The organism is Bradyrhizobium sp. HKCCYLS2038 (assembly GCF_051167655.1).
Taxonomy (GTDB): domain Bacteria; phylum Pseudomonadota; class Alphaproteobacteria; order Rhizobiales; family Xanthobacteraceae; genus Bradyrhizobium.
The window spans coordinates 320,057-334,492 of sequence record NZ_JBNPTM010000006.1 but is presented as its reverse complement, the minus strand read 5'-3'; the positions used below and the strand labels follow the sequence as shown (position 1 = coordinate 334,492).

At 66.6% G+C, this 14,436-nt stretch carries 11 protein-coding genes; 2 read left to right on the top strand and 9 right to left on the bottom strand.

Going from position 1 to position 14,436, the window contains the following annotated elements; all coding sequences use genetic code 11:
• Positions 1-10: 10 nt before the first annotated feature.
• On the bottom strand, positions 11-868 hold the full coding sequence (locus tag ACQR1I_RS26720) for an adenylate/guanylate cyclase domain-containing protein (protein WP_434869328.1): 858 nt from the start codon (positions 866-868) through the stop codon (positions 11-13).
• Between the two features lie 64 nt (positions 869-932).
• Between ACQR1I_RS26720 and ACQR1I_RS26715 the strand changes: the two genes are divergently transcribed.
• Entirely contained in the window at positions 933-2,408 is a 1,476-nt protein-coding gene (locus ACQR1I_RS26715) for a M81 family metallopeptidase (protein ID WP_434869284.1), read from the top strand.
• A 246-nt stretch (positions 2,409-2,654) separates the two neighbouring features.
• Here the strand turns inward: ACQR1I_RS26715 and ACQR1I_RS26710 are convergent, their stop codons facing one another.
• The 3 genes from ACQR1I_RS26710 to ACQR1I_RS26700 all read right to left on the bottom strand — a co-directional run bounded on the left by ACQR1I_RS26710 (position 2,655) and on the right by ACQR1I_RS26700 (position 7,237).
• Positions 2,655-4,247, bottom strand: coding sequence for an OprO/OprP family phosphate-selective porin (locus ACQR1I_RS26710; RefSeq protein ID WP_434869285.1), 1,593 nt, complete (start codon positions 4,245-4,247; stop codon positions 2,655-2,657).
• Positions 4,248-4,491: 244 nt separating this feature from the next.
• A complete protein-coding gene (locus tag ACQR1I_RS26705) occupies positions 4,492-6,117 on the bottom strand; it encodes an MFS transporter (protein ID WP_434869286.1) in 1,626 nt (541 codons plus the stop codon).
• The gene (locus tag ACQR1I_RS26700; protein ID WP_434869287.1) at positions 6,104-7,237 is read right to left on the bottom strand and encodes an HlyD family secretion protein; all 1,134 of its coding nucleotides are present in this window, start codon (positions 7,235-7,237) and stop codon (positions 6,104-6,106) included. Before ACQR1I_RS26700 ends, ACQR1I_RS26705 begins: the two co-directional genes overlap by 14 nt.
• 480 nt (positions 7,238-7,717) lie before the next feature.
• On the opposite strand from ACQR1I_RS26700, the gene galE reads away from it, so the two are divergent.
• The gene (gene galE / locus ACQR1I_RS26695) at positions 7,718-8,713 is read left to right on the top strand and encodes a UDP-glucose 4-epimerase GalE (RefSeq protein WP_434869288.1); all 996 of its coding nucleotides are present in this window, start codon (positions 7,718-7,720) and stop codon (positions 8,711-8,713) included.
• A gap of 28 nt (positions 8,714-8,741) precedes the next feature.
• Here galE and ACQR1I_RS26690 read toward each other — a convergent pair whose 3' ends face one another.
• The 5 genes from ACQR1I_RS26690 to trpS all read right to left on the bottom strand — a co-directional run bounded on the left by ACQR1I_RS26690 (position 8,742) and on the right by trpS (position 14,242).
• A complete protein-coding gene (locus ACQR1I_RS26690) occupies positions 8,742-9,035 on the bottom strand; it encodes a hypothetical protein (RefSeq protein ID WP_434869289.1) in 294 nt (97 codons plus the stop codon).
• A 51-nt stretch (positions 9,036-9,086) separates the two neighbouring features.
• Entirely contained in the window at positions 9,087-10,541 is a 1,455-nt protein-coding gene (hydA, locus tag ACQR1I_RS26685) for a dihydropyrimidinase (RefSeq protein WP_434869290.1), read from the bottom strand.
• Between the two features lie 131 nt (positions 10,542-10,672).
• Positions 10,673-11,926 carry an acyltransferase family protein gene (locus ACQR1I_RS26680; protein ID WP_434869291.1) on the bottom strand — a complete coding sequence of 418 codons (1,254 nt, stop codon included), beginning with the start codon at positions 11,924-11,926 and terminating at the stop codon, positions 10,673-10,675.
• 90 nt (positions 11,927-12,016) lie between these two features.
• Positions 12,017-13,150, bottom strand: coding sequence for a helix-turn-helix domain-containing protein (locus ACQR1I_RS26675; protein ID WP_434869292.1), 1,134 nt, complete (start codon positions 13,148-13,150; stop codon positions 12,017-12,019).
• A gap of 72 nt (positions 13,151-13,222) precedes the next feature.
• Entirely contained in the window at positions 13,223-14,242 is a 1,020-nt protein-coding gene (gene trpS, locus ACQR1I_RS26670; RefSeq protein WP_434869293.1) for a tryptophan--tRNA ligase, read from the bottom strand.
• Positions 14,243-14,436 lie beyond the last annotated feature (194 nt).

The window sequence follows — 14,436 nt, the reverse complement described above, 5'->3', positions numbered from 1 at the left end:
CGCCCGCCGCTCAGTCCCGGCGTGTCCGATCCTGCTCACGCGCATCGGAAGGCCTGCTCTGGAGCACCGTCCGCATGATGCCGCCGAACAGCAAGGCTGCGGCCGGCCAATGAAACCAGATCTTGTGCATGCCGGTGAAAACATTGATCAGGAACAGAAAGCCCGAGACCGTGATGGCCACTGCAAGCGGACGAGGCAGGCCTGCGAAGTGATCCGAGACCAAGCTGAGGAAAGAGGATCGCCCATCGCCATCGCGGGAAGGGGGCCGAGCGTTCGAGGCTGCGAACGTCCGCGCATGCAGCGCGCCGTCGTCAAACGGGATGTCCGGTCGCTGGCCGGAACGGCCGCCGACCGAGACACGATAGCTCGTGACGGGAGCGACGTTCTTGAGCTGCTGCTGGCCGAGACAGTCGAAGCCGATCGATAGCTTGTTATGCACCTGATCGTAGACGGGAGCAGAGACAACGATGCCGCCGGGCTCGGCCACTTCCTGCAGCCGCGCGGCGATATTGACTCCGTCGCCAAAGATATCGGAGCCGTCCACCATCACATCGCCGAGATTGATGCCGATGCGAAATTGCATGTGCTGCGCGTCAGGTGCGTTGGATGTCTGACTCGAGATTTCCTGCTGAATCTCGACCGCGCATTGCACGGCCTCGACGACGCTGGGGAACTCGGCGATCACGGCATCGCCCCAGGTGTTGACGATGCGCCCCTCATGGCGCTCCACCAATCCCGCGATGGCGGCGCGATAGCGGCGCAGCGTCTCCAGCGTGCCGGCTTCGTCCGTCCCCATGAGGCGGGAATAGCCGTGCACATCCGCGCACAGCACTGTCGTCAACCGCCGTTTCAATTTATCGTCCGTCATCGACCGCATGGTAGCCTCCCTGGCGGCCAAATGCATCAGGCATCACCGAACGGATCAGCTTTTCATGCGTGTGTTCTCTGCCGCTCTCGCTACTGAGACCAATACGTTCGCGCCGATGCCGACCGGCCTCGCGACCTTCCACGAGCGCGCCTACTTCCCTGCCGGAACGCATCCCGACAAGATGCAGATGCATGGCGGGCCGCTGTGGGCGGCGCGGCTGGTCGGGCCGTCGAAGGGCTGGACGCTGATCGAAGGGATGGTTGCAGCGGCCGTGCCGAACGGCCTCGTCACCCGTGCTGCGTTCGAGACCTTGCGCGACCAGATCCTCGCCGACCTCAAGGCGGCACTGCCGATCGACATGGCGCTGATCGGCCTGCACGGCGCGATGATCGCCGACGGCTACGATGACTGCGAGGGCGAGCTGCTGTCGCGGATACGCGAGATCACAGGCCCCGATGTCGTCATCGGCGCGACGCTCGATCCGCATGCGCATATGAGCGAGCTGATGGTGAGCAGCGCCGATCTGCTGATCTGCTGGAAGGAATATCCGCACACGGACATCCTGGAGCGTGCGCAGGACTTGGTGAAGCATTGCACCGAGCTGGCCGAGAAGCGGCTGAAGCTTCGCTCCGCGCTGGTCGATACCGACATGATCGTGACGCTGCACACCACGCGCGAGCCGGTGCGCAGCTTCGTCGACCGCATCACCGCGCTGGAAGGCAGGGACGGCATCGTCTCGGCCTCGATCGTGCACGGCTTCGGCTGGGGCGATACGCCCGCGATGGGCACCAAGGTGCTGGTCTATAGCGACGCGGCCGTCGATCCCGATGGCGCGAAAGCGCAAGGCTTGGCGCTGACACTCGCGGACGAACTGATCGGCATGCGCGACGCGGTCACCGAGCGGATGCCCGGCGTCGATGCCGCGCTCGACCAGGCGCTCGCCAAGGATGGCACCATCGTGCTCGGCGACGCCAGCGACAATCCCGGCGGCGGCGCGCCCGGCGATTCCACCTTCATCCTGCGCCGGCTGCTCGATCGCAACATCGGCAATGCCTGCCTCGGCCCGCTGTGGGATCCGATCGCGGTGCGCATCGCCTTCGATGCCGGGGTCGGGGCCAAGCTCCCGTTGCGGATCGGCGGCAAGATCGGGCCGTTGTCCGGCGATCCCGTCGATGCGACCTGGGAGATCAAGGCGCTGAAGGAGAACATGGTGATGACCGGGCTGGCCGGCACGCCGGCCAAGCTCGGCGATTGCGCGCTGATCGAGACCGGCGGTGTCGAGGTCGTGATCACGACGTTCCGTTGCCAGGCGTTTGGCCGGGACTTCTTCACCCAGCTCGGCTGCGATCCTTCGACGCGCAAGCTCGTCGTGGTGAAGTCAGCGCAGCATTTTCGCGCGTCGTTTGCGCCCATTGCGGCCGACATCATCATGGTCGATGCGCCCGGCGTCGTCGCCCGCGACGTGACGACGTTGCCCTATCAGAAGATCAAGCGTCCGAAATGGCCGCTGGATGAACTGCCGCAACCATCGCGGGCATGATGTCCCAGATTGCGACGGTGGTCGCACGGGCGTTAACGTTCGGAACGCGGCTGGAACGAACCGCGTCCGAATCAGCTGCGACTCACGGTTTGAAATCTGTTCACGGCTAGATGTCGTGTCCTGCCGCCAACACTCACCAGATGCAGTCGACGTATCTGCCGGCACGATTCATCGCACCCTGCAAATCGTAAATGAAGAGGCCCGGCATGTGCCGGGCCTCTCGTCGGCGAGACTTGCCGTGGTCGGTCAGAACGCGACCTGGGTGCGGAGGCCGAGGGCGTCGAATTTCGAGCCTGTGTTGACCGTGCTGGTCGCGCTCGCCTGCCGCGCGATGTCGCCGTGCAGATAATTGAGCATGAAGCGGATGTTGCTGCTGACGTACCAATTGAGGCCGGCCGTATAGATGTTCTGCCGGCCACCGGCGATGCCGGCGGCGGTCGCGAGCTGATCGTTGAGATCGACCGTCGAGAAGCGCGCGGCGATCTCCCATGCGCCCCAATCGCCGGACTGCCATGCGAACGGCCGCGCCGGCGTGATGCCGCCATAGGAGGCCGACGCCGGATTGTACTTGTGCCGCTCGCCAGTCAGCACGTAGCTCGCTTCGGCATAGCCGCCATCGAATTTGAGGCTGCGCGCGCCAACCGGCGGCAGGCCGGTATTGGCGCCGCGCTCGACATTGTACCAGAAATACTCGCCCTGGAAGAAGAACGAGCCGTAGGTCGCCGCCGCTTCGATGCCATAGACCTGGGCGCTGGAGACGTTGGCGATCGCGCCGGTCGAGACCAGCGTCGTTGGATCGATGCGCAACTCCGGACGGTCGCTCAGGGTCAGAGTCTGTGCGCCGGTGACCGTGTTGCGGGCAGGCTGGATCAGGTTCTCATAGTTGCCGCCGAGATGCAGGGAGTAGTCGGGGCCGCTGACGATCTGGCCGGCCGCACGTGCGACCACGCCATATTGCTCGGTCATGCCGTTGGGCGTGACGCTGGAATAGGAATGGATCTGGCCGGTCGTCGGTCCGGTGACATAGGCGCCAGCCCAGAACGTGTCGTTCCACCAGCGGCTGCCGATCGCGGAGCGGAAATCGCCGGCCGCGATGCCGGTCGCGATCACCTGCGACGACGCGCGCTCCATGAACAGGATGTCGTTGGAGCTCGTCGCCTCGTTGAGAGTCCACGGGACGTCCATGATGCCGCCCTCGATTGCCATCTTGCCGCCGAACGGCCGGATGCCCGTGTAGCTCAGATAGGCATTCTCGACCCCGGACACGCCACCTCCGGGCAGCGAGCCGGCAGCAGCGCCGCCGAAACCGTCGGACGTGCCGCCGAAATCGTAGACCAGCGCGTAGTTCCAGTCGCCGAGGAACTTGCCGAGTATGCCGATGCGGGCACGGCGGACATTCTCGCCGCTGTCCAGTTTTTGCGGCACCGTTGCCGCGCTGTTGGGACGGAAGTCGTAGCCGCCGAGATCCCAATGCACGCGGCTCGTCAGCGAGATGCAGTTCTGCTCGTCGGCGGTGCAGATGGTCGGCCGGTTGTTCGGCATGGTCACGACCACGCCCGACGGCGCCACCGGGCCTTTTACGGGGATCGCCGCGTGGGCGTTGGCCACGGCCGTCTTGATCTCCGCCTTGGCCGTCTCGGCTTTCGCACTCGCCGTCGCGGCGGCCTGCGCGTTCGCCGATGTCTGCTTCTGCAGTTTGTCGAGCTTCTGCTCGAGCAGCTTCAACTGTTGCTTCAGCAGCGCGATTTCCGCCTCGCTGCTGCTCCCGGATTGCGCCTGTGCCGACGTCGCCATCAGCAGCCCCATCACGGCCACCGCCGTTGCCGTTGTCTTGCCCATGAGTCCAGATCCCCGATCCTGTTCGATCCACACGTCACCGGCGACCTTAAGAATCGCAGGTGAACATCGTGCGACAACCTATCGGCGACTGATAACTCCACCCATGTCAATTCGGGACGACCACGGGGAAAACGTTGCATGATCACCGTCATGTGTTCGGGATCGGACGCGGCGAGCCGAGATCCGGGTGCCGCATCGCTGCAACTGCTGATTAGTTCCCGGTCAGCCTGGACGTCGGACTGTCTTATGTTAACGGCGCATTCGTGCGCTGGAGGAAGCGCGGTCGCAGGCTGACCGGGGTCGGCGAGAACGGACCAGTGGGTGCGCGCGTGATCAGGGCGACCAGCACCAGGGCCGCGATCGCCAGCCAGAAGCACAGCCAGAACGCATCGAGATAGGCGAGCACGTTGGCCTCGCGCTGCACCTGTGCGGCGAGCGTCCCCACGGCGCGGGCCTTGGCCTGGCCTGCGCCATGCGCGGCGAAATGGCCGGTCAGCCGTTGCAGCGCGCGGGCGACGTCGACGTCACCGCTCTGGATGTTGAGGCCGAGATAGGCCGAATGCACCTGCTCGCGGACGCGCAGCCACGTCCCCATCAGCGCGACGCCGATCTCGGCGCCGCCGAGCCGCATGACCTGGATGTAGGCGGCAAACGACGTCGCGCGCGCGGGATCGGAATTCGACAGCGCGAGGATGATGATCGGCAGCAGGGTCAACGCCTGTCCGACCGACTGCAGCAGCACGATGACGATGAAGTCCTCGCGCGCCCACGCATGCGTGATCTGCGTGCCCATCAGATTGGCCGCGGCGAAGGCGCTGAGGCCGAGCACGACGACGATGCGGGCATCGAGATGGCGCAGCATCCAGATCGACAGCGGTACCAGCACGATCAACGGCAGCGCGCCGTAGACCAGCAGCAGCGAGCCGCTCTGCTCGGGCCGCAGCTGCGTGATGGTGGCGAGGAAATTCGGCACCAGCGATGCGTTCGACAGGCTGGTCAGCGTGTACAGCAGGATGACCGCCAGCGACAGCCCGATGTTGCGCGAGAACAGCACGTTGAAATGCGCCCAGGGCTGCGGGACGAGGGCCTCGTTGATCAGGAACAGCACGAACAGCACGGCGCCACCTGACAGCAGCGCCATGACCGTGCCGGACTGCAGCCAGTCGAGCCGGTTGCCCTGGTCGAGTCCGGCGTAGATCATCGACACCGCACAGCCGAGCAGCAGCATGCCGCCCCAGTCGGCCTTCTCGAGCAGCGCGCGATTGACCGGTTCGGCAGGGGTGCCCAGATAGACCATCAGCGCCATCAGCGGCGCCAGCACGACGCCCTGCCAGTACAGCCATTGCCAGCCGAGATGCTCGACATAGAAGCCGACCAGCGAGGTCGAGGTGTCCAGCGCAAAACCGACGCGGATTGCGTAGATCGAGATCGCCGGCAGCCACCAGCGGATCGGCAGGTTGCGGAAGACGATCATCAAGGTCGCCGGCACGAAGGTGCCGAGCAGCATGCCGTGCAGGATCGCGAGCGTGATCAGGGTCGGATAGTCGTGCACGAACGGGATGATCAGCGACACCAGCGCATAGATCAGGCTGGGGATGCCGAGCACGCGGCGCAGCCCGAACACGGTCGCAAGCCAGGCCACGGTGGGCGCGATCAGGATCTGTGAGCCGATCGCAGCCGTCGACAGCCACGCGCCTTCGTCGAAGCCGAGCGAGAACGCGCCGCGCAGGTCGGGCAGGCCGACCGAGGTCAGACGGCTGTCGAAGTTCGCCAGGAACGAGCCGAGCAGGACGGCGCCGACGGCAAACAGCGGCTGCGCCGCCTGGCCGCCGCGCGACAGCGGCCCGCGATCGGTCTCACTTGTCGCCATCGGCCTGGCCGGCGGTGCGGATATGGGTCACGACCGACATCCCCGGCAGCAGCCGCGTGAGCAGCGGCTGGTTGCCGTCGAGCGCGATGCGCACCGGGATGCGCTGCACGACCTTGGTGAAATTGCCGGTCGCATTGTCCGGCGGCAGCAGTGCGAATTGCGAACCGGAGGCTGGCGCGATCCGCTCGACCCGGCCGTGCAGCCTCTCGCCCGGGAACGAGTCGACGGTCAGGTCGACCGGCTGGCCGGGCGCGACATGGGTGAGCTGCGTTTCCTTGTAGTTGGCGATCACGAACACCTGCGGCAGCGGCACGACGGCGATCAGGCTGCTGCCGACGTTGACGTAGTCGCCGGTCTGCACCTGACGCTGTCCGACCACGCCGTCGAATGGCGCGGTGATTTTGGTGTAGCCGAGCTTGAGCCGCGCCGCCGCGAGCGCGGCCTTGGCGCCGGCGAGATCGGCGCCGCGCTGCGTCTTGGTGCCGCTGAGCACCTCGAGCTGATGGCGCTGCGCGGCGATGACGGCGCGGCTCGCGCGCACGTCGGCCTGCGCCTTGGCATAGGCGGCGGTGGCCTGCTCGAGCCGCTGCTTGGTGCCGGCCTCGCTCTGCGACAGCGACTGCTGGCGCTCCTCTTCCTGGCGCGCCTGCACCTCGGCCGCGCCCGCCGAAACCTGCTGCGCCTCGGCCTGCGCGATGGTCGCATATTGCAGCTCGACCTGGTTGCTCAGATTGTCGAGCGCGGCCTGCGCCGCGGCGACATTCGCTTCGGCCTGGGAGACCTGGGCCGCGTAGTCGGCCGGATCGATCTCGATCAGAAGGTCGCCGGCCTTGACCCGCTGGAAGTCGCTGACGGCGACCTGGAGCACCTCGCCGGCGACGCGGCTCGACAGCTGGGTCAGGTCGGCGCGGACGTAGGCGTCGTTGGTGGTCTGCGTCGTGGCGTTGCCGGTCCAGGCATTCCAGCGCGTCGTCGCGAGCGCCACGAAGACCAGCGCGACGATCACGGCGAACAACGGAATGCCGAGCCGCGCCCAGGTGCCGGGCGCCGATGCGGGGGATGGTGGTGGCGGAGATGCCGCGCGAGACGCCGTATCGGCCTGGCTCGACGTTTCACTCAAGATGCGCCTCCTGCGTCGCGCGATGATTTCAACGCCGGACCATTGCTACCGCATTCTGCGCCGCTCGCCATCCGGACTCTGCGCCTGAGGCATGCGCTGGCGCGCGGCAACCCGCCGTGCAGCGAATGGAACCGGCATCGACCATGCGCAGGCAAGCGCCCGCAATGCGTCCGCGCGATGTTCCGGAATGCGACGCCTACCGCTCCGACGTTAACGTTCGGAACGCTGCTGGAACGGACCGGGTCCGAATCGCTGGCGAAGTCCGGTACGACACTTGTTCACCGCCAGATCTTGTCGCGTAGCGTCGTGCGGCGCTAGATCCGGCGTCTGCCTGCTCTACTGGCCCGACAGATCACGGCGTAATGGTTAATCGCTGCGGCAGGCAGTTGCATTTGCTCAGGCCGCAACGCTGGCCTATGCTGCTCCGCATTGGAAGCTTCGCCTCATTCATTGATTGCAGAACGAAAGACATCACGACAGATGAGCACGAGAGGCGCGATCCTGATTGCCGGCGGCGCCGGCTACATCGGAGCTCATTGCAGCAAAGCGATTGCGGAGGCGGGGTTCACGCCGATCGTTTACGACAATCTGACGACGGGGCATCGCAGCTTCGCGCAATGGGGGCCGCTGGTGGTCGGCGACGTCGCCGACAGCATCAAGGTGGCGAGCACCATCCGCCAACACGACGTCAAGGCGGTGATGCACTTCGCGGCGTCGAGCGCCGTCGGTGAATCGGTTGCCGACCCGCAGAAATATTATCTCAACAACGTCGCCGGAACGCTCGGACTGCTGCAGGGCATGCGGGAGGCCGGCTGCACGCGGCTGGTGTTCTCCTCGACCGGCGCGGTCTATGGCAATGCCGGGCGCGAGCCGATTCCGGAGAGCGCGGCGGGGCCGACCGTCAATCCCTATGGCCGCTCGAAATACATGATCGAGCAGATGCTGTCGGACTATCGCGCCGCCTACGGCTTCTCCGCGACGGCGCTGCGCTATTTCAACGCCTGCGGCGCCGATGCCTCAGGCGCGATCGGCGAGCTGCGCGATCCGGAGACGCATCTCATCCCGCGCGCGCTGATGGCGATCCTCGGCCATGTGCCTGACTTCGCGATCTTCGGCACCGACTATGAGACGCCCGACGGCACCGCGGTGCGCGACTACATCCATGTCGACGACCTCGCCGCGGCCCATATCGCCGCGCTCGGGCGGCTGCTGGAGGGTCATCGCGGCGGCGCCTACAATCTCGGGACCGGCAGCGGCTATTCGGTGCGCGAGATCGTCGATGCGATCCGGCAGGAGACCGGCGAGCAGGTGCCGCTGGTGGTTCGCGAGCGCCGCGCCGGCGATCCGCCGATCCTGGTCGCCGATGTCAGCCTCGCCGAGCGCGAGCTCGGCTTCAAGGCGCGTCGCTCGGATCTCGGCAACGTCATCCGCTCGGCGTGGGCGTGGCACCAGACGGCGCATCCGCGCATCGTCTGAGCGGCAGGATCTCTCGACGAGGACGGTGCTAGGCCGCGGCCGGCGGCGTTTCCGCGAACGCGTCCATCACCATCATCTCCACGTGCTCATCCTCGACCGACCAGCGGCCGATCTCGGCCGCGTCGCGGAAGAAGTGGATGCTGTTGACCGGTGAGCGGGCGTCGTCGCCGCGGATCATCCGGAGCAGGTTCTGCGCCACGCGGCAATGATCGCCGGGCAGCCTGAGGTCGAAGAATGCATCGCCATAGCCCGGCAGCGGGGTGCCGGACGAATCACGAACTTCCATGCGCAACTGTGCCATACTCGCATTCAACGCCAGCAACGGTTTCCGCCCGGTAAATGTCGCCGGGTCGCGTGTAGTTTCTCGCGATGATCACGGCGTAATCATGTCGCGCGCGACGGCGCGCGGCGCGGTGATCTCCTTCCAGGTGGCGTTGGCGACGTGCACGGGCGGGAAGGCGGGCCGCTCGACATAGCGGCCGTCGCCGGCTTCGGCGCGCAGCTCGCCGCTGCGCCAGGCGACGCGGCCGCGCGACACCGTGATCGCCGGCCCGCCGGTGCAGGCAAAGCCCTCGAACACGTTGTAGTCGATGCGGCTGACCTGTTTGCTCGCGCTGATGGTGTTGTGCGCATCCGGGTCCCACACCACGAGGTCCGCATCGGCGCCGGCCATGACCGCGCCCTTGCGCGGGAAGATGTTGAGGATGCGCGCGATGTTGGCCGAGGTGACGGCGACGAACTCCTCCTTCGTCAGCCGTCCGGTGCCGACACCCGCGGTCCACAGCAGCGGCATGCGGTCTTCCAGACCGCCGGTGCCGTTCGGGATCTTGCGGAAGTCACCGCGGCCGAGCCGCTTCTGCGCCAGCGTGAAGGCGCAATGGTCGGTCGCGACCACCTGCAGCGAGCCGGACTGCAGCCCCGCCCACAGGCTGTCCTGGTGCGCCTTGTCGCGGAACGGCGGCGACATCACACGTGCGGCGGCATGGTCCCAGTCGTCGGACCGATATTCGCCGGCGTCGAGCAGCAGGTGCTGGATCAGCGGCTCGCCATAGACGCGCAGGCCGGCGGCGCGGGCGCGCGCGATCGCCTCGTGCGATTGGCGGCAGCTGGTGTGCACGACATAGAGTGGCGCGCCGGTCATGTCGGCGATCATGATGGCGCGGCTGGTCGCCTCGCCCTCGACCTCCGGCGGCCGCGAGAAGGCATGGCCCTCCGGTCCGTCGATGCCGCGCGCCAGCATCGCCTCCTGCATCCGCGCGACGACGTCGCCGTTCTCGGCATGGACCAGCGGCATCGCGCCGAGCTCGGCGCACCGCGCGAACGAGTTGTAGAGCTCGTCGTCATCCACCATCAGTGCGCCCTTGTAGGCCATGAAGTGCTTGAAGGTGTTGATGCCGTAGGTCTTGACGACGGTCTCCATCTCCTCGAACACCTGCCTGGACCAGGACGTCACGGCCATGTGGAAGCCGTAGTCGGCGGCCGCCTTCTCGGACTTGCGCCGCCAGTCCTGATAGGCCGCGAGCATCGACTGGCCGGGGTCGGGGATGCAGAAGTCCACCACCATCGTGGTGCCGCCCGCGAGCCCCGCCTTGGTGCCCCATTCGAAATCGTCCGCCGAGACCGTGCCCATGAAGCCGAGCTCGAGATGGGTGTGCGGATCGATCCCGCCGGGCATCACGTAGCAGCCGTCGGCATCGATCACCTCGGCCGACAGCGGCGGCTCGATCGCGGTGCCCACCGCCAGGATGGTTCCGCCTTGGATCAGGACGTCGGCGCGCCGGGAGTGGTCGTGGTTCACCACCGTGCCGCCGCGGATGAACAATGACATGGGCCGCCTCGCTCGTCGCGGCGCCGTTCAGCGCGCCGCAGGCGGCAAATTTAGCGCGAGCAGGCCGGGTGGGGCTGATGAAATTTTGATCAGCAGCGGCGCGGCCAGGAGGCACCCATGGTGTGCGGCCGCTATGTGCGAACGGACTCGCCGACGACGGACATCGGCTCCGCCGCCCGCCCGATGCGCTTGCCGTTCAGCACCCGGCCGATGAAGGTGTCGCGAACGAGCCAATGATAGCTCGCCAGCATGGCGGGGATCGCCACCAGCAGGATCAGCACGTATTTGGCCGGCCAAGGCCAGTCGCGCTGCGACACCGCGACCTGCAGCGCCATCACGACCGGCAGGTGGACCAGATAGAGCCAATAGGAGGCATCGGCGAGATAGCGCCGGGTGCGGCTGAAGCCCGCCATGAAGCGCAACGCCAGCCCGATCGCCGCGAAGCTCGTGGTCCAGATCGCCAGCGCATAGACGATCGCGCCCGCGAGCCTGATGGTGGCGAGATCGACCGGCGCAGCCCAGACCCGGCCTGCCACCAGCATCACCCCGAGGGCCAGCGCGAAACTCAGCCCGATCAAGCCGACGGAGCAGAGGCTGTTGAGCAGCCAGCGCTGCTCCAGCACGCGCAGCAAGGCGATCTGCCGGTGCAGCATCCAGCCGACGGCAAACGCGCTGCCGAAGCCGATCCAGGCCTGGTGGTTGGTGATCAGCGACTGGTCGGGCGTGCGCACGCCGATGAAGCCGATCCAGGTGCGATCGAGGCTGAGTGCGATCAGGATCGGCAGCGCGAGCAGCCCCGGCGCGAGCCGGCTCTGCATGATCAGCGCGAACAGCCGATCGGCGCGCATGCGCAGCCGGCCCTCGGTATCGATCATCGTCACGAGCCAGCGCAGCAGCAGCGCCGCGGCGTAGAGCTCGATCAGCACGTACAGAAACCACAGATGCGCCAGTGGAAACCGCGGCAGGACCGGCGGCCAGCCGGCGCCACCGGGGATCGGTCCGCCATGCGGAAACCGGCTTGCCCACATCACCACCGCGACCATCGGCGCAAACACGACCGGCCAGCCGACCACCAGAGGCAGCGCAATCCGCAGCAGGCGGTCCTTGACGAACCCGGTCGTGCCGCGCCGGTGCAGGCTCATGCGCGCGAACAGGCCGGCCATCATGAAGAAGGTCGTCATCCGGAACACATGGATGACGAAAGTGGTCACGCCGAGAACGGCGCTGGGATGGGTGTCCTCGATGAACCAGATCCGGCTCGGCCCCGGCGGCAGGAACGAGATCGCCGCGTGCAGCACGATGCCGAGCAGCAGGGCATAGGCCCTGACCGCGTCGAGCGCATGCAGCCGTTCGACGCCGGAGGCTGGGAATAGGGTGCTGGGCATGGCGTCCTCGGGAGCTTGAGATCACGCCTCTCTCTGCGCTCGTGCGCCGCGCGGTGCTGGCCGGATCGCGAATTCGGCCAGCCGATGTCTTCAGTCGGCTTGCCGAATTCTCAAATTGCCGGCGTCGTCAGGCGATGACGCCAGCGCTTGCCGGCGAAATTCGGTCGGTGTCACGCCGGTCGCCGCCTTGAAGGCCCGGTTGAACGGGCCGATCGACTGGAAGCCGGCATCGATCGCGATCGTCAGCACCGGCACGTCGCGCTGGCTCGGGTCGGACAGTGCCGCCTTGGCGTCATCGATCCGGTAGCGGTTGAGGAAGGCGTTGAAGTTGCGATGGCCGAGGCCTTCATTGATCGCCTGCCGCAGCCGATATTCCGGCACGTTGAGCTGTGCCGCGAGCCCGCCGATCGACAGCCCTTCCTGCCGATAGATGCGCTCGACGGTCATGAGCTGATCGAGCCGGCGCAGCAGCAGCGGCGCGATCGCGGGTCGCGCGTCGACGGCCTTGGTGTCCTGCGGTGCTTCAACCCCCGCCAGCACCGCCGGCGTCGGCAGCGCCACGGCCGTGTTGGCGCCGAACAGATTCCAGCTCGCCAGCACCGCAAGCACGCAAAGCGTGAGCGCGCTGATGAAGCTGTCGAGGCCGCCGAGATTGGCCTTCACGCCGAGCGGCGCAGCCGGCAGCGGCAGCAAGGCCGGTCCCGCGACCAGGGCAATGAAGCCGAGGTTCAGGATCACGACGGCCATGCGCAGCAGCCGGCGCCGCGCGACGAGATCGTCGCGCCAGGTCGTCACCGTCTGCACGATCGCGAGCAGCGCGAAGCCCAGTGCGAGCACCGACAGGGTCTTGGCGCAGGCTTTGGTGACATCAGGCCACATCGGCCAGCTCAGCGACGCGGTGAAGCCAATGATGACGACAGCCAGCCACACCAGGCCGTGCCAGCGCCGGAGCGCGAAATCGTCGTCGAAGGCGGCGCGGGCCCACAGCCAGAAAACGACCGGCTGTGCCGACAGGATCGGCAGCGTCCACCAGAACGTGGTCGTTGGAATGAACGGCGCGGTGGCAATCGCAAACCCGGCGCCGCCGGCCGACATCACCAGGCCGAGAATGGCCTGGCAATTGGTCAGGCGCGCGCGCAGCAGCACGAGCACCATCATCATGAACAGGCCGCTCGCCGCGCCGCGCAGCCCGAGATCCAGCGCCGTGAGACCGATGTCCTGCACCTGTACCGAGCCCCACCCTTCTGCCGTTCCGGATATTGCATCCTGAGCGTGTCAAGGACAATGGTCGCCCGGCTACTGCAGCGAGAACAATCCCAGCGCATTACGCACGTCGCGTAAGGTCGCCTCCGTCACGGCTCGCGCCTGCGCCGTGCCGCGCCTGACCGTCGCGAGGACATGGTCGGGATCGCGTTCGAGTGCGATCCGGCGCGTGCGGATCGGTGCAACGATGGCCTGCAGCACATCCTCCAGGCGCTTCTTCACCGTAGTATCGCCAAGTCCACCCCGGACGTAGTGCGCCTTCAGTTCGTCGACAGCGGCCTGATCCGGGTCGAATGCGTCGAGATAGGTGAAGACGACATTGCCCTCGACCCGACCGGGATCGGTGGCCCTGACATGGCCGGGATCGGTGAACATGCGCCGGACTGCGTCGCGGATCTGGTCCTCGGTGGCGGATAATGAAATCGCATTGCCCCGCGACTTGCTCATCTTGGCCTTGCCGTCGATGCCGGGCAGCCGTCCGACGCTTGGAATCAGCGCGCGCGCTTCCTTCAGCACCGCCGTGCCGGTCTGCCGGTTGATGCGGCGAACGATCTCGTTGGTCTGCTCGATCAGCGGCGCCTGATCGTCGCCGACCGGCACGATGGTCGCCTTGAAGGCGGTGATGTCGGCGGCCTGCGCGACGGGATAACACAGGAAGCCAGCCGGAATGTCGCGGCCGAAGCCGCGCGCCAAGATCTCGTCCTTGATGGTCGGGTTGCGCTCTAGCCGGGCCACGGTGACGAAGTTCATGTAGAGCAGCGTGAGATCGGCCAGCGCGGGCAGATGCGACTGCAGGCAGATGGTGGTGAGATCGGGATCGATGCCGACGGCGAGATAGTCGGTGGCAATCTCCAGGATGTTGCGGCTCACTTTGGCCGGATCATGCGCGTTGTCGGTCAGCGCCTGCGTATCGGCCAGCAGCAGGAACTGCCGATGCGTGGATTGCAGCGCAACCCGGTTCTTAAGTGAGCCGGCATAATGGCCGAGGTGCAGGGGACCGGTGGTTCTGTCGCCGGTCAGGATGACGGGGCGGTCTAGCAATGAGGAGTGCATCATGGTTCTCCAGGGGACTGAGAACCGCCGTTCGACCGGACACTTCGAGGCTGTCGAGGACTCACACCAACGTCGCGGGCCGATGAACGGCGGCGACGGTTGCGAAATGACGAGGCCGTGCCGCTCCTAGAAGGAGCGCCACCACGAGATCGTAGGGATGGTTTGGGCCTTGATCATGCGCAAGATATGACCGA